Origin of the sequence: Escherichia sp. WS547, assembly GCF_046486065.1 — a bacterium.
Taxonomy (GTDB): domain Bacteria; phylum Pseudomonadota; class Gammaproteobacteria; order Enterobacterales; family Enterobacteriaceae; genus Escherichia; species Escherichia coli.
In genome coordinates, this window is sequence record NZ_JBJQMA010000010.1 from 127,860 (window position 1) to 148,286 (window position 20,427).

Annotated in this window: 25 protein-coding genes; 13 read left to right on the forward strand and 12 right to left on the reverse strand. The window is 50.7% G+C overall.

The features are described 5' to 3' along the window. Window positions 1-46: 46 nt before the first annotated feature. Window positions 47-391: a RidA family protein gene (locus ACJHWK_RS11560; protein WP_014639208.1), complete on the reverse strand. Its 345-nt coding sequence runs from the start codon at window positions 389-391 to the stop codon at window positions 47-49. Between the two features lie 131 nt (window positions 392-522). Here ACJHWK_RS11560 and ACJHWK_RS11565 point away from each other — a divergent pair, with 131 nt between their 5' ends. From ACJHWK_RS11565 to rnd, 5 genes are all read left to right on the forward strand, one after another. Further along, complete coding sequence (locus ACJHWK_RS11565; RefSeq protein WP_000128847.1) at window positions 523-2,433, forward strand: ATP-dependent DNA helicase; 1,911 nt, start codon at window positions 523-525, stop codon at window positions 2,431-2,433. A gap of 57 nt (window positions 2,434-2,490) precedes the next feature. Next, window positions 2,491-3,186: a tRNA (adenosine(37)-N6)-threonylcarbamoyltransferase complex dimerization subunit type 1 TsaB gene (gene tsaB, locus ACJHWK_RS11570; RefSeq protein WP_001220972.1), complete on the forward strand. Its 696-nt coding sequence runs from the start codon at window positions 2,491-2,493 to the stop codon at window positions 3,184-3,186. Window positions 3,187-3,224: 38 nt separating this feature from the next. Then, window positions 3,225-3,806, forward strand: coding sequence for a Slp family lipoprotein YeaY (yeaY, locus tag ACJHWK_RS11575; protein ID WP_001520692.1), 582 nt, complete (start codon window positions 3,225-3,227; stop codon window positions 3,804-3,806). A gap of 204 nt (window positions 3,807-4,010) precedes the next feature. Beyond that, complete coding sequence (gene fadD, locus ACJHWK_RS11580) at window positions 4,011-5,696, forward strand: long-chain-fatty-acid--CoA ligase FadD (protein ID WP_000758422.1); 1,686 nt, start codon at window positions 4,011-4,013, stop codon at window positions 5,694-5,696. A gap of 81 nt (window positions 5,697-5,777) precedes the next feature. Continuing rightward, window positions 5,778-6,893, forward strand: coding sequence for a ribonuclease D (gene rnd / locus ACJHWK_RS11585; protein ID WP_001335321.1), 1,116 nt, complete (start codon window positions 5,778-5,780; stop codon window positions 6,891-6,893). 46 nt (window positions 6,894-6,939) lie between these two features. Here rnd and yeaX read toward each other — a convergent pair whose 3' ends face one another. The 4 genes from yeaX to dmlA all read right to left on the reverse strand — a co-directional run bounded on the left by yeaX (window position 6,940) and on the right by dmlA (window position 12,063). After that, window positions 6,940-7,905, reverse strand: coding sequence for a carnitine monooxygenase reductase subunit YeaX (yeaX, locus tag ACJHWK_RS11590; protein WP_001520687.1), 966 nt, complete (start codon window positions 7,903-7,905; stop codon window positions 6,940-6,942). A 55-nt stretch (window positions 7,906-7,960) separates the two neighbouring features. Beyond that, entirely contained in the window at window positions 7,961-9,085 is a 1,125-nt protein-coding gene (gene yeaW / locus ACJHWK_RS11595) for a carnitine monooxygenase, oxygenase subunit YeaW (protein ID WP_000067814.1), read from the reverse strand. Window positions 9,086-9,116: 31 nt separating this feature from the next. Further along, entirely contained in the window at window positions 9,117-10,727 is a 1,611-nt protein-coding gene (yeaV, locus tag ACJHWK_RS11600; protein ID WP_001520685.1) for a BCCT family transporter YeaV, read from the reverse strand. A 250-nt stretch (window positions 10,728-10,977) separates the two neighbouring features. After that, entirely contained in the window at window positions 10,978-12,063 is a 1,086-nt protein-coding gene (gene dmlA, locus ACJHWK_RS11605; RefSeq protein WP_000978495.1) for a multifunctional D-malate/3-isopropylmalate/tartarate dehydrogenase, read from the reverse strand. A gap of 102 nt (window positions 12,064-12,165) precedes the next feature. On the opposite strand from dmlA, the gene dmlR reads away from it, so the two are divergent. The 5 genes from dmlR to ACJHWK_RS11630 all read left to right on the forward strand — a co-directional run bounded on the left by dmlR (window position 12,166) and on the right by ACJHWK_RS11630 (window position 14,968). Next, window positions 12,166-13,089, forward strand: coding sequence for a DNA-binding transcriptional regulator DmlR (dmlR, locus tag ACJHWK_RS11610; protein WP_170886289.1), 924 nt, complete (start codon window positions 12,166-12,168; stop codon window positions 13,087-13,089). Window positions 13,090-13,215: 126 nt separating this feature from the next. Beyond that, window positions 13,216-13,854 carry a leucine efflux protein LeuE gene (leuE, locus tag ACJHWK_RS11615; RefSeq protein WP_000457202.1) on the forward strand — a complete coding sequence of 213 codons (639 nt, stop codon included), beginning with the start codon at window positions 13,216-13,218 and terminating at the stop codon, window positions 13,852-13,854. A 172-nt stretch (window positions 13,855-14,026) separates the two neighbouring features. Beyond that, window positions 14,027-14,386 carry a DUF1971 domain-containing protein YeaR gene (gene yeaR / locus ACJHWK_RS11620; RefSeq protein WP_000939323.1) on the forward strand — a complete coding sequence of 120 codons (360 nt, stop codon included), beginning with the start codon at window positions 14,027-14,029 and terminating at the stop codon, window positions 14,384-14,386. Window positions 14,387-14,389: 3 nt separating this feature from the next. Next, on the forward strand, window positions 14,390-14,572 hold the full coding sequence (locus ACJHWK_RS11625; RefSeq protein WP_000513737.1) for a DUF1869 domain-containing protein: 183 nt from the start codon (window positions 14,390-14,392) through the stop codon (window positions 14,570-14,572). Between the two features lie 147 nt (window positions 14,573-14,719). Next, window positions 14,720-14,968, forward strand: coding sequence for a GlsB/YeaQ/YmgE family stress response membrane protein (locus ACJHWK_RS11630; RefSeq protein ID WP_000512153.1), 249 nt, complete (start codon window positions 14,720-14,722; stop codon window positions 14,966-14,968). Between the two features lie 58 nt (window positions 14,969-15,026). Here ACJHWK_RS11630 and yoaJ read toward each other — a convergent pair whose 3' ends face one another. From yoaJ to dgcP, 3 genes are read right to left on the reverse strand one after another with little or no spacing between them, the layout of a single operon-like run. Next, the gene (gene yoaJ, locus ACJHWK_RS11635; protein WP_001386836.1) at window positions 15,027-15,101 is read right to left on the reverse strand and encodes a protein YoaJ; all 75 of its coding nucleotides are present in this window, start codon (window positions 15,099-15,101) and stop codon (window positions 15,027-15,029) included. Between the two features lie 2 nt (window positions 15,102-15,103). Further along, window positions 15,104-15,202 carry a YoaK family small membrane protein gene (locus ACJHWK_RS11640; RefSeq protein ID WP_001219350.1) on the reverse strand — a complete coding sequence of 33 codons (99 nt, stop codon included), beginning with the start codon at window positions 15,200-15,202 and terminating at the stop codon, window positions 15,104-15,106. 32 nt (window positions 15,203-15,234) lie between these two features. Next, complete coding sequence (gene dgcP / locus ACJHWK_RS11645) at window positions 15,235-16,260, reverse strand: diguanylate cyclase DgcP (protein WP_001306169.1); 1,026 nt, start codon at window positions 16,258-16,260, stop codon at window positions 15,235-15,237. Window positions 16,261-16,442: 182 nt separating this feature from the next. Here dgcP and yoaF point away from each other — a divergent pair, with 182 nt between their 5' ends. Beyond that, window positions 16,443-16,697 carry a DUF333 domain-containing lipoprotein YoaF gene (yoaF, locus tag ACJHWK_RS11650; protein ID WP_001520678.1) on the forward strand — a complete coding sequence of 85 codons (255 nt, stop codon included), beginning with the start codon at window positions 16,443-16,445 and terminating at the stop codon, window positions 16,695-16,697. A 21-nt stretch (window positions 16,698-16,718) separates the two neighbouring features. Here yoaF and ACJHWK_RS11655 read toward each other — a convergent pair whose 3' ends face one another. Both ACJHWK_RS11655 and nimT read right to left on the reverse strand, forming a co-directional pair. Continuing rightward, window positions 16,719-17,066: a DUF488 domain-containing protein gene (locus ACJHWK_RS11655; protein ID WP_001025381.1), complete on the reverse strand. Its 348-nt coding sequence runs from the start codon at window positions 17,064-17,066 to the stop codon at window positions 16,719-16,721. Between the two features lie 54 nt (window positions 17,067-17,120). Beyond that, window positions 17,121-18,302 (reverse strand): 2-nitroimidazole transporter, encoded by a 1,182-nt coding sequence (nimT, locus tag ACJHWK_RS11660; RefSeq protein ID WP_000128459.1) that lies wholly within the window; start codon window positions 18,300-18,302, stop codon window positions 17,121-17,123. A gap of 96 nt (window positions 18,303-18,398) precedes the next feature. Here nimT and nimR point away from each other — a divergent pair, with 96 nt between their 5' ends. After that, the gene (nimR, locus tag ACJHWK_RS11665) at window positions 18,399-19,220 is read left to right on the forward strand and encodes a DNA-binding transcriptional regulator NimR (RefSeq protein WP_000972237.1); all 822 of its coding nucleotides are present in this window, start codon (window positions 18,399-18,401) and stop codon (window positions 19,218-19,220) included. Here nimR and ACJHWK_RS11670 read toward each other — a convergent pair. Then, complete coding sequence (locus tag ACJHWK_RS11670) at window positions 19,177-19,623, reverse strand: DUF441 domain-containing protein (protein WP_000460707.1); 447 nt, start codon at window positions 19,621-19,623, stop codon at window positions 19,177-19,179. The genes nimR and ACJHWK_RS11670 overlap by 44 nt on opposite strands. A gap of 169 nt (window positions 19,624-19,792) precedes the next feature. Here ACJHWK_RS11670 and yoaI point away from each other — a divergent pair, with 169 nt between their 5' ends. After that, window positions 19,793-19,897 (forward strand): small membrane protein YoaI, encoded by a 105-nt coding sequence (gene yoaI, locus ACJHWK_RS11675; protein ID WP_000999630.1) that lies wholly within the window; start codon window positions 19,793-19,795, stop codon window positions 19,895-19,897. Here yoaI and yeaK read toward each other — a convergent pair whose 3' ends face one another. After that, on the reverse strand, window positions 19,898-20,401 hold the full coding sequence (gene yeaK / locus ACJHWK_RS11680; RefSeq protein ID WP_000138043.1) for a mischarged aminoacyl-tRNA deacylase: 504 nt from the start codon (window positions 20,399-20,401) through the stop codon (window positions 19,898-19,900). Window positions 20,402-20,427: the final 26 nt, after the last annotated feature.

Sequence of the window (20,427 nt, forward strand, 5' to 3'; positions counted from 1 at the left end):
GTATTATCGATAAATTATCGTCTGACTTATTATGCTTCGATAAAGCTTACACTGCAGCCACAATCTTAATTTCAACTTTATACTTCGGGTTCATCAAACCCGCTTGTACCGTGCAGCGCACCGGCGCATGACCCGCGACAACCCAGGCATCCCACGCTTTATTCATCGCCGCGAAGTCGTTTTTATCGGCCAGGAAAATGGTGGCATCCAGAATGCTCGATTTATTGCTGCCCTGTTTTTCCAGCACGGTGTCAATCTGCGCCAGCGTGTTGGCGGTTTGCTCAAAGGCATCGGCGTCGAGGTTTTCCGGTACACCAGTGTAGTAGAGCGTGTTGTTGTGGATTACTACATCAGACCAGCGGGCTTCAGCATCGATACGAACGATAGTCATCATTTTGTCCTCATTATCCTTCCATTTTCGTGCTGCAAAGACTGCCACAATGTGAGGTCGCCGTCACCACTTCAACTGGCGAAAGCGCCCTCATCCTGACATAATCCCTGTTCAAATCAACAGGGGGTAGTGTGACGGACGATTTTGCACCAGACGGTCAGTTGGCGAAAGCGATACCGGGCTTTAAGCCGCGAGAACCACAGCGACAGATGGCGGTAGCCGTCACCCAGGCGATAGAAAAAGGCCAGCCGCTGGTGGTGGAAGCCGGAACCGGTACGGGCAAAACCTACGCTTACCTGGCCCCTGCGCTGCGGGCGAAAAAGAAAGTCATTATCTCGACCGGTTCAAAAGCGTTGCAGGATCAGCTCTACAGCCGCGATTTGCCAACGGTTTCAAAGGCGTTGAAATATACGGGCAACGTGGCGTTGCTGAAAGGGCGCTCAAACTACCTCTGCCTCGAACGTCTCGAACAGCAGGCGCTGGCGGGGGGCGATCTGCCGGTACAAATCTTAAGCGATGTGATCCTGCTGCGCTCCTGGTCTAATCAAACAGTCGATGGTGATATCAGCACCTGCGTCAGCGTGGCGGAAGATTCACAGGCGTGGCCGCTGGTCACCAGCACCAACGATAACTGCCTTGGCAGCGACTGCCCGATGTATAAAGATTGCTTTGTGGTCAAAGCACGCAAAAAAGCGATGGACGCCGATGTGGTGGTGGTAAACCATCATCTCTTTCTGGCGGATATGGTGGTGAAAGAGAGTGGATTTGGCGAACTGATCCCGGAAGCTGACGTCATGATCTTCGACGAAGCCCACCAACTGCCCGACATTGCCAGCCAGTATTTTGGTCAGTCACTCTCCAGTAGACAACTGCTCGACCTGGCAAAAGACATCACCATCGCCTATCGCACCGAATTAAAAGATACTCAGCAGTTACAAAAGTGCGCCGACCGCCTTGCCCAGAGCGCGCAGGATTTTCGTCTGCAACTCGGTGAGCCTGGTTATCGTGGCAACCTGCGCGAACTGCTAGCTAATCCGCAAATTCAACGGGCGTTTTTACTGCTCGATGACACCCTGGAACTTTGTTATGACGTGGCGAAACTGTCGCTGGGGCGTTCCGCCTTGCTGGATGCGGCATTTGAGCGCGCCACGTTGTATCGTACGCGGCTGAAACGGCTAAAAGAGATCAATCAGCCGGGCTACAGCTACTGGTACGAATGCACTTCGCGCCATTTTACTCTGGCACTCACGCCGCTCAGCGTGGCGGATAAATTCAAAGAGTTAATGGCGCAAAAACCCGGTAGCTGGATCTTTACCTCAGCAACGCTGTCGGTGAACGACGATCTGCATCATTTCACCTCGCGGCTTGGCATTGAACAGGCAGAGTCGTTGCTGTTACCCAGCCCCTTTGATTACAGCCGCCAGGCGTTACTCTGTGTGCCGCGCAACCTGCCGCAAACCAATCAACCGGGCTCCGCACGGCAACTGGCGGCAATGTTGCGACCGATCATCGAAGCTAACAACGGTCGTTGTTTTATGCTTTGTACCTCGCACGCCATGATGCGCGATCTTGCCGAGCAGTTCCGCGCTACCATGACGCTTCCCGTATTATTGCAGGGGGAAACCAGCAAAGGGCAATTGTTGCAGCAATTTGTCAGTGCCGGTAACGCGCTTCTTGTGGCAACCAGCAGTTTCTGGGAGGGGGTGGATGTGCGTGGCGATACATTGTCATTGGTTATTATCGACAAATTGCCGTTTACCTCGCCGGATGATCCATTGTTAAAAGCGCGCATGGAAGATTGCCGTTTGCGTGGTGGTGACCCGTTCGATGAAGTACAACTGCCGGATGCGGTGATTACTCTCAAGCAGGGAGTAGGGCGACTGATTCGCGACGCTGACGATCGCGGCGTGCTGGTGATTTGCGATAATCGGCTGGTGATGCGCCCTTACGGCGCGACGTTTCTCGCCAGTCTGCCGCCCGCGCCGCGCACCCGTGACATTGCCCGTGCGGTTCGTTTCCTTGCGATACCATCCTCCAGGTAATTTGTTACGGAGTATGGTATGATGCGCCCCTTTTTATTGATCTAAGCACGAAGACCCATGCGAATTCTGGCTATCGATACCGCGACAGAGGCCTGCTCTGTCGCCCTGTGGAACGACGGTACTGTCAACGCTCATTTTGAGCTTTGCCCTCGTGAACATACTCAACGAATCTTACCGATGGTGCAGGATATCCTGACCACCAGTGGAACTTCCCTGACGGACATAAATGCTCTGGCTTACGGGCGCGGCCCCGGTAGCTTTACCGGCGTGCGCATTGGTATTGGCATCGCGCAAGGGCTGGCGCTTGGCGCGGAATTACCGATGATTGGCGTCTCCACGCTAATGACGATGGCGCAAGGGGCGTGGCGCAAAAACGGCGCAACACGCGTGCTGGCAGCCATTGACGCGCGAATGGGCGAAGTTTACTGGGCCGAATATCAGCGTGATGAAAACGGTATCTGGCACGGTGAAGAAACCGAAGCCGTACTGAAACCTGAACTCGTTCATGAACGGATGCAACAGCTTTCCGGCGAATGGGTGACGGTAGGGACGGGCTGGCAAGCCTGGCCGGATCTCGGTAAAGAGAGCGGTTTGGCCCTGTGCGATGGCGAAGTGTTACTACCCGCTGCAGAAGATATGCTGCCGATTGCTTGTCAGATGTTTGCCGAGAGTAAAACGGTGGCGGTGGAACATGCCGAACCGGTTTATTTACGTAACAACGTCGCATGGAAGAAACTTCCGGGCAAAGAATGAATCTTAAGAGTATGCCCTGAGAAAAAAGGAGTCGCATCATGGCGGTTCAAAAGAATGTTATCAAAGGCATACTGGCAGGTACGTTTGCGCTAATGCTCAGCGGTTGTGTCACTGTGCCGGACGCCATTAAAGGCAGCAGTCGCACGCCGCAACAAGATTTAGTTCGGGTGATGAGTGCGCCGCAGCTGTACGTTGGTCAGGAGGCTCGCTTTGGCGGCAAAGTGGTTGCGGTACAAAACCAGCAAGGGAAAACCCGCCTGGAAATTGCTACCGTACCGCTGGACAGCGGTGCCAGACCGACGCTGGGAGAACCTTCTCGCGGTCGCATTTATGCTGATGTGAACGGTTTTCTGGACCCGGTCGATTTCCGTGGACAACTGGTTACGGTAGTTGGGCCAATCACCGGTGCGGTTGACGGCAAAATCGGCAACACGCCCTATAAATTTATGGTGATGCAGGTAACGGGTTACAAACGTTGGCATTTAACCCAGCAGGTGATTATGCCGCCTCAGCCGATTGATCCATGGTTTTATGGCGGTCGTGGCTGGCCCTATGGCTACGGCGGATGGGGCTGGTATAATCCCGGCCCCGCGAGAGTACAAACAGTTGTAACTGAATAATTGCTTGTTTTTAAAGAAAAAGAAACAGCGGCTGGTCCGCTGTTTCTGCATTCTTACGGTAAAGATAAAAATAAATAGTGACGCGCTTCGCAACCTTTTCGTTGGGTAATTATCAAGCTGGTATGATGAGTTAATATTATGTTAACGACATGTATATCATTTGGGGTTGCGATGACGACGAACACGCATTTTAGAGGTGAAGAATTGAAGAAGGTTTGGCTTAACCGTTATCCCGCGGACGTTCCGACGGAGATCAACCCTGACCGTTATCAATCTCTGGTAGATATGTTTGAGCAGTCGGTCGCGCGCTACGCCGATCAGCCTGCGTTTGTGAATATGGGGGAGGTGATGACCTTCCGCAAGCTGGAAGAACGCAGTCGCGCGTTTGCCGCTTATTTGCAACAAGGGTTGGGACTGAAGAAAGGCGATCGCGTTGCGTTGATGATGCCTAATTTATTGCAATATCCGGTGGCGCTGTTTGGCATTTTGCGTGCCGGGATGATTGTCGTAAACGTTAACCCGTTGTATACCCCGCGTGAACTTGAGCATCAGCTTAACGATAGCGGCGCATCGGCGATTGTTATCGTGTCTAACTTTGCCCACACTCTGGAAAAAGTGGTTGATAAAACCGCCGTTCAGCACGTAATTCTGACCCGTATGGGCGATCAGCTATCTACGGCAAAAGGCACGGTAGTCAATTTCGTTGTTAAATACATCAAGCGTCTGGTGCCGAAATACCATCTGCCAGATGCCATTTCATTTCGTAGCGCCCTGCACAACGGCTACCGGATGCAGTACGTCAAACCCGAACTGGTGCCGGAAGATTTAGCTTTCCTGCAATACACCGGCGGTACCACTGGTGTGGCGAAAGGCGCGATGCTGACTCACCGCAATATGCTGGCGAACCTGGAACAGGTTAACGCGACCTATGGTCCGCTGTTGCATCCGGGCAAAGAGCTGGTGGTGACGGCGCTGCCGCTTTATCACATTTTTGCACTGACCATTAACTGCCTGCTGTTTATCGAACTGGGTGGGCAGAACCTGCTTATCACTAACCCGCGCGATATTCCAGGGTTGGTAAAAGAGTTAGCGAAATATCCGTTTACCGCTATCACTGGCGTTAACACCTTATTCAATGCGTTGCTGAACAATAAAGAGTTCCAGCAGCTGGATTTCTCCAGTCTGCACCTTTCCGCAGGCGGTGGGATGCCTGTTCAGCAAGTGGTGGCAGAACGTTGGGTGAAACTGACAGGGCAGTATCTGCTGGAAGGTTATGGCCTGACCGAGTGTGCGCCGCTGGTCAGCGTTAACCCGTATGATATTGATTATCATAGTGGTAGCATCGGTTTGCCGGTGCCATCGACGGAAGCCAAACTGGTGGATGACGACGACAACGAAGTACCACCGGGTCAACCGGGTGAGCTTTGTGTCAAAGGACCGCAGGTGATGCTGGGTTACTGGCAGCGTCCGGATGCTACCGATGAAATCATCAAAAATGGCTGGTTACACACCGGCGACATCGCGGTGATGGATGAAGAAGGATTCCTGCGCATTGTCGATCGTAAAAAAGACATGATTCTGGTTTCCGGTTTTAACGTCTATCCCAACGAGATTGAAGATGTCGTCATGCAGCATCCTGGCGTACAGGAAGTCGCGGCTGTTGGCGTACCTTCCGGCTCCAGTGGTGAAGCGGTGAAAATCTTCGTAGTGAAAAAAGATCCATCGCTTACCGAAGAGTCACTGGTGACTTTTTGCCGCCGTCAGCTCACGGGCTACAAAGTACCGAAGCTGGTGGAGTTTCGTGATGAGTTACCGAAATCTAACGTCGGAAAAATTTTGCGACGAGAATTACGTGACGAAGCGCGCGGCAAAGTGGACAATAAAGCCTGAGCGTTAAGTCAGTCGTCAGACGCCGGTTAATCCGGCGTTTTTTTTGACGCCCACTAAAGAGAATACAATTTGAATTACCAAATGATTACCACGGACGATGCGCTGGCTTCTTTGTGTGAAGCCGTCCGTGCCTTTCCGGCGATAGCCCTGGATACTGAATTTGTTCGTACGCGCACTTATTACCCGCAGCTGGGGTTGATTCAACTTTTCGATGGCGAGCATCTGGCGCTAATTGATCCTCTCGGGATCTCCGACTGGTCACCGCTGAAAGCGATCCTGCGCGATCCGTCCATCACAAAATTTCTCCATGCGGGCAGTGAAGATCTGGAAGTGTTCCTCAATGTCTTTGGCGAATTACCACAACCCTTGATTGACACGCAAATCCTTGCTGCCTTCTGCGGACGCCCGATGTCATGGGGTTTCGCTTCCATGGTGGAAGAGTATTCCGGCGTTACGCTGGATAAGAGTGAATCGCGCACCGACTGGCTGGCCAGACCGCTGACCGAACGTCAGTGTGAATACGCAGCGGCGGATGTCTGGTATCTGTTACCGATCACCGCAAAGCTTATGGTAGAAACGGAGGCCTCCGGCTGGCTACCTGCGGCGCTGGATGAATGCCGCCTGATGCAAATGCGCCGTCAGGAAGTCGTTGCACCGGAAGATGCCTGGCGTGATATCACCAATGCCTGGCAGTTACGCACACGCCAACTGGCCTGTCTGCAACTGTTAGCCGACTGGCGACTGCGCAAGGCTCGGGAGCGCGATCTGGCAGTGAACTTTGTCGTGCGTGAAGAGCATTTGTGGTCTGTAGCGCGTTATATGCCGGGAAGTTTAGGCGAACTGGACAGCCTGGGCTTATCCGGTAGCGAAATCCGCTTTCACGGTAAAACGCTGCTGGCGCTGGTGGAAAAAGCGCAGGCATTGCCGGAAGAGGCCTTACCGCAGCCGATGCTTAACCTGATGGACATGCCGGGTTATCGTAAAGCATTTAAAGCGATTAAGTCGTTGATTACTGACGTGAGCGAAACGCACAAGATCAGCGCCGAATTGCTGGCATCGCGTCGGCAAATCAACCAGCTGCTGAACTGGCACTGGAAACTGAAACCGCAGAACAATTTGCCGGAGCTGATTTCCGGATGGCGTGGTGAGCTGATGGCGGAAGCATTACACAATTTATTGCAGGAATATCCGCAGTAAAATCTTCCGAAGCCGGACTGGGCGCGCTCAGTCCGGCTTCGGCAAACTACAAATCCAACACCAGGCGTTTACCCTTCGCACGCGAACAACAGATCAACATACTTTGCTGGCTGGCACGCTCTTCATCGCTAAAATACTGATCCCGATGGTCAGCTTCACCTTCCAGTATTGCCGTTTCGCAGGTTCCGCATACCCCTTCACGACATAAACATTCCACTTTCGCGGCTTTATTATTTTCAATAACCTGCAAAATAGTCATCTCTTCCGGCACCACAAACTCTTTACCGGAACGGGCAAGCACCAGGGTAAATGCATCGCCGGTTTTGTCTTCAATCGCAAATTGCTCAAAGTGCAGCGTATCGGCGGCGATGTCCAGACGCGCAGCTTCACTTCTTACCGCTTCATTTAGCGCCTCGGGGCCACAGGTATAAACATGTGTGCCAGGTTCGGTATCCGCCAATAATCGCGCTAATTCCAGTCGTGTTCCGGTTGATGAATGATGCAAATGGACTTTCTCAGCCTGCGGATGCTGGACTAGCTCATCACGAAATGCGCAACTTTCTGGATTTCGCGTGCAGTAATGTAGCTGCCAGTCGACGTCGCTGTGTTGCAACTCTGCCATGTGCGACAGGAAAGGGGTGATACCAATGCCGCCCGCGATAAACAGATGCTTTCTGGCCGAGGGAATTAGCGCAAACAGGTTATTAGGCGTTGAAATCGTTAACCGATCGCCCACTTTTACCTGCTGATGTAAAAAGCGGGAACCGCCGCGCGAGTTTTCCTCCAGCCGAACGGCAATCTGATAACAAGAGGTGTCATGCGGCGAACTCAGTAGTGAATACGCATTGCTGTACTCGTTATCACCATCGCTCATCTGCACAATGACGTGACTTCCTCCGGTAAACGCAGGTAATGGTTTGCCATCGGTTGCCACCAGCATGAAGCGTTTCACCTGTTCGGTAAGCGGTTCAACCTGGCTCACCTGTACTTCAAACATTTGATAGTCTGACATTGCTGTACTCCATCAAAAATCAGCCCAGCGGCGGAAAATACCGCCGCCGATGTCATTAGTCCTTAAACACCTGCGCCAGCAGATTATGGAAGTGGGCGATACCATGTTCGGAAATTCCGCTACCGCTACTGTCGGCCATGATGCGCCCCTGACCACGATAGCCACGCGATTTCAGCCCTTTCTGTACGCTTTCAACCAGACGTAAATCTTCCGGACGGAACACATCGCGATACCACTCAATCAGCGATTTTTGCTCGTCGGTTAACTCTTCATTGGTGAAGTAAATATCGTAGTTTTGCAGGGTAGTTTCAGAATCCACCGGGAATTCATAAATGACCGTCATCATCCCTTTGATTGGGGTGACGTTCAGCATCGTGCACGGCCACAGCCAGAAACCGTGGAATGCCGCATCCGTGCCCTCTTCGAATTTGAAAGACTGTTCTGACGGTTTGGCGAAACCGTATTGCAGCGTCCAGTTACCGTGCATGGTGTGCCAGTAACGATCAACCTGAACGGAGTCGGAGAAGCCTGGATGCGCCGGACCACAGTGATAGCACTCGAGATAGTTATCGACAATGTTCTTCCAGTTGGCAGGCGTGAGGGTGGTAAAGCGGGCCGCCAGTTTCAGATCGTGGACTTCCGGGCAGGCTTCCAGCACTTTTGCGCCCAGACCTGGTAACTGATCTTCTACGCTGGTGGCGTTGGGGTCCATGTTGATGAAGACGAATCCGGCATATTCTTCCAGACGCACCGGAACCAGTTGCGCTTTGTCGCTATCGAAATTGGCGACGTTTTCGCAGTTACGCGCATGGGCCAGGTTACCATCGAGTTTGAATGCCCAGGCGTGATACGGGCAGGTAATCACATTTTTCGCTTTCCCTTCGCCGCTCAATAACTGATGACCACGGTGCGGGCAAACGTTATAGAACGCGCGCAAAACCTTATCACGACCACGTACCAGCACGATGCTTTCGCCAATGATCTCACGCGTCACATAATCATTGGCATTCGCCAGTTCGCTGCTGTGAGCGACGCAAATCCAGCTTTTGGCGAAGACGTTCTCTTTTTCGTGTTCAAAGGCGTTCTGATCGGTATAAAAACGGGCAGGAATGGTCCACGCCTCTTGCGGGTTAGCGCAAAAATTTTCGGGTAGTACAAAGTCAGGGCTCAGATTGCTCATAGGGATACCTTTATCGTTAGGATGATGGCGCTCAGTTGTCGCCTTTGAATACGGTTCCTGCCGGGATCAGCGGATTTTTTTCCGATGCTTCTACCGGTGTCTGCGGGAGATAATCTTCAACTTGATGGGCCGGGATATCGGCGTAATCCTGCTTCAGCCAGCGAATAAAGCCACCGACTTTCACCAGTAAAATAACGAGGAAGGGCAGGGCTGTAAGTACCACAGTGGTTTTCATGGTTTCCAGCGACGCGCCAGTAAATAAGATAGACAGTGGAATCAGGGTGATCACCACGCACCAGAACAGGCGAAGAGCACGGTCAGGGTCGTCACCTTCCTTAAGATTTCGCGTACTGGTCGCCGCCATGGTGTAGGCCACCGCATCCATATGCGAGGCAAGGAAAATAATCATCACGCCCAGGTATGCGGCGAGGAACAATTTACCGGCTGGCAACGACATCAGAACTTGCTGCACAGCTGTCTCGCCGCCCAGTGTTTCCAGCACCTGTGGGACGTTGATTACGCCATTGATAAACTGGTGAATGGCATAGCTTTCCATTACGCCGAAGAAGAACCAGCAACCGACGGTGCTGCCGAGGATCAGTCCCCAGATAACTTCTTTAATCTTACGACCGCGTGAAACGCGGGTGACAAACATTGCTACGCCAGGGGTGTATGAGATCCACCACAGCCAGTAGAAAACGGTCCAGTTGCGGGTAAATGAACCATCGCCAAGCGGATCGGTGAATAAGCTCATTTGCAGGAAGTTTTGCGTGGTCAGGCCGATGGCATTGATGATGCTGTTGGTAATAAATTCGGTTGGACCGACAATCAGCACCAGTAATGGCAGCAGGAACGCGCCCCAGCCAACCATTTTGCTCAGACGTTGCAAACCGTTGTTGATACCAATCCACGAGCTTAGGCAAAAAATGCCGCCGGAAAGCAGGATCACAAATGCCTGCACGGTGAAGTTATCGGGTAAACCGGTCAGCGCGGAAAGCCCACGAGTAAAGGTTGCTGCGGTAACAACAAGGGAAATGGTCAGCGCACCGACAGTGGCGATCAGGAACATCAAATCGACCAGTTTTCCCCACGGGCCTTGCGGGCGAACGCCGGTAATCGCGGCAATAATGCCGGAAAGGCTCAGACCTTTGTTTTTCCGCACATGAAAGTGATAAGCCATGATTAATGAGGCCAGCGTATAAGTTGCCCAGGCGCTGATGCCCCAGTGGAAGAAGGAGTAAGGGACGCTAAATTCGAGTGCCTGTTGTGAACGCGGTGCGATATTTAATCCAGGTGTTTGATAATAATAGGCCCATTCAGCAACCCCCCAATAAAGCGTAGAAGAACCTAAACCGGCACAAATAAACATAAACAGCCAGGAGAGCGTGCTGTATTCCGGTTTTCCTTCTCCAAGACGAATATTGCCGTATTTACTGGTGGCTAAATAAATCACCAGTCCCATTGCCAGCAAAACCAATACCTGTACGGCGGAACCTAACGTACGCGTAACAAAAGTGTATATTGCGTTGGCCGCGTCGGCCGATTGTTGTGGGAAAAGGCTTAATGCAGCTGCGATGAAAAGAATGGCCACCAGGCTGATGCTTATCAGCGGCACATCTTTTTTCTTAACATTGCTCATCATGAGTCATCTCCTGGGCATAAAAGCCCGTCTCTGGCTTTTGCCAGTTGTAATTATTTGCAGGGTAATGAGTTGCATGTTGTGTTTAACAAATTGATTATTTGCATGTTACATAAATTAAACAATTAAGAATACGGAAAGCCATAAAACACGAAACGGAAACAATAAAAGGTGAAATGACGCAGGTTATTAACTGCAAAGAACGAATAAAAAAACCGCGTCAGTGACGCGGTTCAAATAAACTGGTTTGACCTTAACGCAAAATAATTTTGCAAATCGCGTCGGCAACCTGTGGCGTGGTGGCACTGCCTTTCATATCCGGTGTTTTCGGCCCGTGAGCAATCACTTCTTCAATCGCTGCCAGAATACCGTTATGCGCTTGCTGGAAACGCTCATCGCCATTGCCGAGAAAATCGAGCATCATTGCACCGGCCCAAATTGTGGCGATAGGGTTAGCAATGTTTTTCCCGTAGATATCCGGCGCGGAACCGTGGACTGGTTCGAAGAGCGACGGGAAAGTGCGTTCCGGATTCAGGTTGGCGGATGGGGCAATGCCAATGGTGCCGGTGCAGGCCGGGCCAAGATCGGAAAGGATATCGCCAAACAAATTGGACGCCACTACCACATCGAAGCGTTCCGGCTGCATCACAAAACGTGCGCAGAGAATGTCAATATGCTGCTTGTCCCAGCGGATCTCCGGGTAATTCTCAGCCATTGCTTCCACTCGCTCATCCCAGTACGGCATGCTGATGGCTAAACCGTTCGATTTAGTGGCAGAAGTTAGCGTCTTACGTGGGCGGCTTTGCGCAAGTTCGAAGGCATAACGCAAAATGCGATCGACACCACGACGCGTAAATACCGATTCCTGAATGACGACTTCATGCTCTGTACCTTCATTCACTCTGCCGCCGAGCGAGGAATATTCGCCTTCGGTGTTTTCCCTGACCACGTAAAAATCGATGTCGCCAGGCTGTTTTCCCGCCAGCGGGCAGGGAACGCCAGGAAAGAGACGAACCGGGCGCAGGTTGACGTACTGGTCGAATTCACGACGAAATTTCAGCAGCGAACCCCACAACGAAATATGGTCCGGAACGGTGTCCGGCCAGCCGACGGCACCAAAATAGATGGCGTCGAAACGGCTAAGTTGCTCATGCCAGTCGTCCGGCATCATTTTACCGTGATGGCTGTAATACTCGCAGCTCGCCCACTCCATTTGCTCAAAACTCAAGGCGAAGCCCCAGCGCTCAGCGGCAGCCTGTAACACGCGAATCCCTTCAGGAAGGACTTCTTTGCCAATCCCGTCTCCCGGGATCGCAGCAATACGCATCGTTTTCATCATTGGGTTCTCACTTCCTGACCATCAAAATTGACAACATCACCATCCTATAATTGACTGAAAAGGAATTAATCCCTGTAACTGGTGAAACATAAAACACGAATCATGAATAATTTACCGCTGCTGAACGATTTGCGCGTCTTTATGCTGGTGGCTCGCCGGGCTGGTTTTGCCGCCGTGGCGGAAGAACTGGGCGTTTCTCCGGCGTTCGTCAGCAAGCGCATCGCCTTGCTGGAGCAAACGCTAAACGTGGTGTTGTTACACCGCACCACCCGCCGCGTCACCATTACCGAAGAAGGAGAGCGGATTTATGAATGGGCGCAGCGGATTTTGCAGGATGTCGGTCAGATGATGGACGAACTTTCTGATGTGCGTCAGGTGCCGCAGGGGATGCTGCGTATTATCAGCAGCTTTGGTTTTGGACGACAGGTAGTGGCTCCGGCGTTATCAGCGCTGGCGAAAGCGTATCCGCAACTGGAATTACGTTTTGATGTGGAAGACCGGTTGGTCGATTTGGTCAATGAAGGTGTCGATCTCGATATTCGCATTGGCGATGACATCGCCCCTAATTTAATCGCCCGCAAACTGGCGACCAATTACCGCATTCTCTGCGCTTCGCCGGAATTTATTGCGCAACATGGCACGCCGAAACATTTAACCGATCTTTCTGCATTGCCATGTCTGGTCATTAAAGAGCGCGATCATCCTTTTGGTGTCTGGCAATTACGCAATAAAGAAGACCACCATGCGATTAAAGTCACCGGCCCACTGTCGTCTAATCATGGAGAAATTGTCCATCAGTGGTGTCTCGATGGGCAGGGGATTGCTCTGCGCTCCTGGTGGGATGTTAGCGAAAACATTGCCAGTGGTCATTTAGTACAAGTGCTACCGGAATATTACCAGCCAGCGAACGTCTGGGCCGTTTATGTTTCAAGGCTGGCGACGTCAGCGAAAGTGCGGATAACGGTAGAATTTTTACGCCAGTATTTTGCCGAGCACTACCCGAATTTTTCACTGGAGCATGCCTGATTAATGATTCAATTATCGGGTTGATATCGGGTTAAAACCTGATTTTCTCCTTTCTAAGCCGCTACAGATTGGTTAGCATATTCACCTTTAATCGCGCATGATCGAAAGATAATTAAAGAGGTTAATGTGTTCGCTGAATACGGGGTTCTGAATTACTGGACCTATCTGGTTGGGGCCATTTTTATTGTGTTGGTGCCAGGGCCAAATACCCTGTTTGTGCTCAAAAATAGCGTCAGTAGCGGTATGAAAGGCGGTTATCTTGCTGCCTGTGGTGTATTTATTGGCGATGCGGTATTGATGTTTCTGGCATGGGCTGGAGTTGCGACATTAATTAAGACCACCCCGATATTATTCAACATTGTACGTTATCTTGGTGCATTTTATTTGCTCTATCTGGGGAGTAAAATTCTCTACGCGACCCTGAAGGGTAAAAATAACGAGGCCAAATCCGATGAGCCCCAATACGGTGCCATTTTTAAACGCGCGTTAATTTTGAGCCTGACTAATCCGAAAGCCATTTTGTTCTATGTGTCGTTTTTCGTACAGTTTATCGATGTTAATGCCCCACATACGGGAATTTCATTCTTTATTCTGGCGACGACGCTGGAACTGGTGAGTTTCTGCTATTTGAGCTTCCTGATTATTTCTGGTGCTTTTGTCACACAGTACATACGTACCAAAAAGAAACTGGCTAAAGTGGGCAACTCACTGATTGGTTTGATGTTTGTGGGTTTCGCCGCCCGACTGGCGACGCTCCAGTCCTGATGCATTCAGCCCGCGTTGTCGCGGGCTTCCCACCTGTAATCCTCCCTGATTCTTCTCTGATACGGTGCTAAATAGTAACCAATAAATGGTATTTAAAATGCAAATTATCAGGCGTACCCTGAAACGGCTGAAATAAACCGTTTTCAGCGCATTCACCGAAGGAGGGAAAAGGATGCTGCAAATCCCACAGAATTATATTCATACGCGCTCAACGCCTTTCTGGAATAAACAAACTGCGCCTGCCGGAATATTCGAACGTCATCTTGATAAAGGAACGCGCCCGGGGGTTTACCCACGCCTTTCCGTTATGCATGGGGCGGTCAAATATCTCGGCTACCCTGATGAACACAGTGCAGAGCCTGATCAGGTGATCCTTATCGAAGCGGGGCAGTTTGCGGTGTTCCCTCCAGAAAAGTGGCACAACATTGAAGCCATGACTGACGATACTTATTTCAACATTGACTTCTTCGTTGCTCCTGAAGTCCTGATGGAAGGCGCGCAACAACGGAAAGTCATTCATAACGGGAAATGAATCATGGGCAAAGCAACGTATACCGTGACCGTCACCAATAACAGTAATGGCGTTTCTGTCGATTATGAAACAGAGACGCCGATGACTTTACTGGTGCCAGAAGTGGCGGCTGAAGTGATAAAAGATCTGGTGAATACCGTGCGTTCTTATGACACGGAAAACGAACATGATGTTTGTGGTTGGTAATTATTACTGATCGTTGATGGCGCAATTTCTGCGCCATCGCAAAAAAATCCTCCGTGATGCTCGTCACAAATCTTGCCCTCCCGATGTTGTGCTATGCTTTTTATCAGCGACTAACCCGCTAATGCAAAACAGATAAGTGAGGAAACAATGGGCATTCTGTCATGGATTATTTTTGGGCTTATTGCCGGTATTCTGGCGAAGTGGATCATGCCAGGTAAAGATGGTGGTGGATTCTTTATGACTATCCTGCTGGGGATAGTCGGTGCCGTAGTCGGCGGATGGATCAGCACGCTGTTTGGCTTTGGTAAAGTCGATGGCTTCAATTTTGGCAGCTTCGTGGTTGCCGTTATTGGCGCGATTGTCGTGCTGTTTATCTACAGAAAGATTAAAAGTTAACGCGTAAATTGCACAAAGGCTGCACACAGGCAGCCTTTGCTATTTTCTAGATGTGACGTTACCACCATCCCAGCTCAGTGCCGAGTACGACAATAATCGCCACACCCATCATAATAATCGTTGTTTTTTTCATCTTTATGCTCCCGGGGCAGCATAGCCGCCAATAAAAAACCATGCTAAAAATACGACCGCTGTAATAAAGATTACAACCGGAAAAATAATACCGATTCGCATGTTATCACCAATCAAAAGAATGTGAATACGCCTCAGGAATGTAGCGCTGGATGCGCGACAAAAGGTGTTTTCTGTTTGTGTTTTTTCTCCTGATACATCGCGATATCGGCAGCATGCAGGGCACTGTCTGCATCGGTCGTTTCAGGATCGACTTCTACTATGCCAAGACTGGCACCGGGATAATACAAATCAACATCACCTAAGTGATATTCTCCGCGTATTTGCTGCTGAATACGTTCTCGCAGAGACGAAATATCCGCATTCTCGTTGTTCAGTGAAACAACCAAAAACTCATCACCGCCGAGACGGCCAATAACTTCGCCATTTTGCTGGAGCGTATTAAGGCGCTCGCCAACCTGAATGAGGAACAAATCACCACTATTATGACCAAAACGATCGTTGATTAATTTGAAGTTATCCAGATCGATAAACGCGATCATTATCTTATGGTTAAGATGCCGGGCGAGAGAAAACAGCGTCGTCAGGTTTTCAAAAATCGCCCGCCGATTCGGTAGCCCGGTTAACGAGTCGGTATACGATTGCGCAATCAGCGCAGCATTGGCTTCGCGCAGCTGTTCAACCAGTGCCTCTTTTTGAATATATTGTGCAATCAGTCCGGCGAATAACTGTAAAACCTGTTCCGCGCGTTCACTCCACTGGCGCTTCTCACTACTGGCGGCGCAAAGCGTGCCATAGAATGATCCATCCGGTAAGTGAATTGGCGTGCTCAGAAATGTGGTGATGCCAAGATTGCGTGCCGCAATACAGTCGCCCCAACGGTCAGGGACTTCATCGCTGAAAAAGCAGTTTTCATCAATGGCGCGTTTGCATAACGAGTAATCCCACGAGACGGTAAAATTCTCCGGGATGTGCATTTTCTGGCTGTTACGGGCAAACATAATATGCTGCAGGCGCGCTTCGACATCCACTTTGGTCAGGTAGGTTGATTCCATATCAGTGACCATTTCCAGCATCTCCAGAAGCTGTCGGACCAGACTTTCCAGTGACTGTTCTTTGGCAAGGGATTGCGAGACGCGGGCGATAATCTGATCTGACACGAAACAACTCCAGGATACGGCGGGTAAATGCTGATTATTTAATCTTTGCAGGCATGATAAAACATCATCAACAAAGATGAAACAAGGCGTAATATGATTTGAGTGAATGTAATAAAAATAGTGCTGCAAAACAAAACGATACCGCGATACTCTAAGTCTGGATAAATATGTGAGATCAATAAATGAAAATTATCAGTTTTGTTCTGCCTTGCTTGCTGGTCATGGCTGGTTGTTCAACCCCTTCTCAGCCAGAAGCACCCAAACCGCCGCAGATTGGTATGGCAAATCCGGCGTCGGTCTATTGCCAGCAGAAGGGCGGGACGCTCATTCCAGTGCAGACAGCGCAAGGGGTCAGCAACAATTGCAAATTACCGGGCGGTGAAACGATTGATGAATGGGCATTGTGGCGACGGGACCATCCGGCTGGTGAAAAATAACCGCCGGATGCTGTACTAAAATCACAAGCTACGTAGCCAGTCGGCCAGCACCAGCGCATGGTTCTGCGTGGTGTTTTTGGCTGAGTAGAGCAGGGTCAGCGGCTGTTTTTTGGCGATGTCCGCCAGCCGCTTTCCTTCTTGCTCGTGTTGCGCCAGTTCTGCAAGATATTGCTCGCGAAAGGTTGCAAAATCGACGACTTCGCCGTGAAAGGCTTTGCGCAGTTCCGTTGACGGCGTGATTTCTTTATCCCACTCATCAAGGGCTAAATCGGTTTTTTTGATACCACGCGGCCAGAGGCGGTCGACCAGTACACGATAACCATCGCTCTGTTCTGCCGGATCATAAACGCGTTTGCACTGAATATTCATCGTGTTTGTTCTCCCTTCCACGCATGATTGGTCACGTCACTATAGCACCGGATATTAGCGAATTTCTTTGTCTCTCCCGGCGCAAAGTCCGAAAATCGCCATCAGTAGTGAAAGTATGGCAACACCCATCAATGGTATGGACCAGTCACCGTTAGTATCGTGTATTTTACCCATCAGCGGCGGCCCACAGGCTGCCAGCAAATACCCGACGGATTGTGCCATCCCCGAGAGTGCCGCCGCCTGATGCGCAGAACTTGCCCGAAGACCAATGAACGTCAATCCCAGTATCATTGTTGCGCCGGAACCAAAGCCGAAAAGCAGAGTCCAGGTGATCGCGTGCGCTGGCATAAAGCAGAGCCCAACCGCGCCCACTGCGCACATCAAGGCAACGAACGCTGCAATACCACGCTGATCTTTCACATGATGTAAGAAAAGTGGGATCAGCAAACCGGGAGCTGCTGTGGCTAGTTGCAGCAAACCATGCAGTGAACCCGCCTGTGCTTCGCTATAGCCGTGACTGATGAGGATCGCCGGAAGCCAGCCAATAATCACGTAATAGACCAGTGAGTTGATCCCAAGAAACAATGTTACCTGCCAGGCAAGCGGAGAACGCCAGATACCCCGAGTATGTAAGGCGCGTGAGGTACTCAAATTTGCATGTTGTTGACTTCGCCACTGTGGCAGCCATAAAAAAAGAGCCAGCAGAGGAAAACACATCAGCATGAGCAACGCGCCTTGCCAGCCAAAACCGTTCAAAGCCAGCGGCACGACCATAGCCGATCCCAGTGCCGCTGCAGCTCCCATTGTCAGGGAATATGCGCCGGTAAGTCTGGCGACGGAATGAGGGAAATCGCGTTTAATTAATCCTGGCAGTAAGACATTGCCTAATGCAATCCCACCGCCAATGACCGCTGTACCGCCAAATAAGAAGTAAGGCGAAGGGAGAGAGCGAATTGCGATGCCAGCACAGATCAAAAGTAACGCGGCAAACAGGCTACGTTCCATACCAAAACGTCGCGCCACCGGGGCAGCCAGAGGTGAGATTAGCGCAAAGGCTAATAATGGCAGGGTGGTCAATAAGCCGGTTTGCGCCGTCGTCAGCGAGTAAGCGGAACGAATCGTATCCAGTAACGGTGCTGCGCCGGTAAAGGTGACGCGTAATGTTGTGGCAATCATTAGAATGCCAGCGATAAGGACAATCCTGTTTTTGCCGCTTAATGAAGTTGAACAGGTCATATGCTTCTCATTGTTACAAACGAGGCTGTACCTTACCGTTTTTATTGTTATGTTGAATCAAGCTAAAATGACAAATTATCGCTAAATTCGGACAAAATGATGCACAGGTTGAATCTCAATGGCTATGAACCCGACCGACACCATGAAGCCGCGGTCGCATTTTGTATTCACGCCGGAACGGATGAGTTAACCAGTCCTGTACATCAGCACCGCAAAGGACAGCTGATACTGGCGCTACATGGTGCAATTACCTGTACGGTGGAAAATGCTTTGTGGATGGTGCCACCGCAATATGCGGTTTGGATACCGGGCGGGGTGGAACATAGCAATCAAGTGACAGCTAACGCTGAACTCTGTTTTCTGTTTATCGAACCCAGCGCAGTGACAATGCCGACAACCTGTTGCACATTGAAAATATCGCCCTTATGCCGGGAATTAATTTTAACCCTGGCAAACAGAACGTCGACTCAGCGTGCTGAGCCGATGACCCGCAGATTAATTCAGGTCCTGTTTGATGAACTCCCTCAGCAGCCACAACAACAGCTGCACCTACCCGTTTCTTCTCATCCTAAAATTCGCGCGATGGTGGAGATGATGGCGAAAGAGCCCGTCGAGTGGGGGTCATTGGGGCAATGGGCTCGCTTTTTTGCGATGAGTGAACGCAATCTTGCCCGACTGATAGTGAAAGAGACGGGGTTGAGTTTTCGCCAGTGGCGTCAGCAGTTACAGCTGATTATGGCGCTTCAGGGATTAGTGAAAGGCGATACTGTACAGAAAGTTGCTCATACGCTGGGGTATGATTCAACAACGGCCTTTATTACTATGTTTAAGAAAGGCCTGGGGCAAACGCCAGGCCGATATATTGCGGGATTAACTACTGTTTCCCCACAATCAGCGAAACCAGACCCGCGGCAATAAGCGGGCCAACCGGTACGCCGCGAAACAGCGCCACGCCCAAAACAGTGCCCACCAGCAGCCCGGCGACCAGTTGCGGCTGGCTGCCCATTAACGTCACGCCGCGCCCACCTAGCCAGGAGACAATAACGCCTACTGCAATTGCCACCAGCGATTTCCAGTTCAGAAACGAGTGAATCAGGGTTGAGGGCGGTAGCGTCCCGCTGGCGATGGGGGCCATAACGCCAATCGTCAGAATGATTATCCCGATACTTAGCCCCTGTTTTTCAATCCACGGGAAAAAGGTGCTTAACGGTGTGACGCGGACAATGATTAACACCAGAATTGAAACGGCGACAGTGGTGTTATGACTGATAAAGCCCAGCGCAGCTAACCCGAGCAGGATCAGCAAAGTGACATCAAACATCGTGGTTTCCTTGCCAAAAAATAATAAGCCTGCTTACTTTACGCTTGCTGCAGGAAGGAAGTAGAAAATCTTTACGTTTTTTGCATAAAAAATCAGGCGAACTGTCATCAAATTGCAATTTGTGCACGCTAACAATAACGTGAAAACAGCTATCTCCCGGGGGCATACTATGAACGATCAAATGTTCGTCGAGACACTGATTATCACGTCATCGTTTTTTGCCATTGCTGTTGTGCTGGTTTTGTCCGTTCTTCTAATCGAACGGACAGGCTAGTTACGCAGTGCGGCGGAAATTGACCAGTTCTGGTTGCGCAATGCGCAAATAATCCGCGGTTTTCAAAATAACGGATTTATCCAGCATGCCTGCATTGAAGGCGATTTCATCAAATCGTTCGAAGAGTAGGGGATCGGCAACCAGTTTGAGTTTTGGATGGAAGCTGAAAGGGGGGATCGCGCCGAAGACACAGCCTGTGAGTTCATCGACTTCCGCCGGGCTGGCCAACGAAGCGCGTAATCCGCCTATATGGCTGGCGAGTTGGCTCAGATCGGCCTGTTGATCGGCCGCGAGGATCGCCAGAACATGTTGATTTACACCATTGCCTTTGACTTTACATACCAGTGCCTTAGCCCCCTGGCCTAAAGCGGTGCCACGAATTTCTGACACCGCTTCACATTTACCTACCGCTTCATGGGTAACGACGCGGAAGTCAGCACCTTCTTGTGATAATAAAGCGATTAACCGCTGATGCGTCACGCTTCCTTTAGCCATTTCAGTCATTTCATGCTCCTGAGATTACAAGCAAA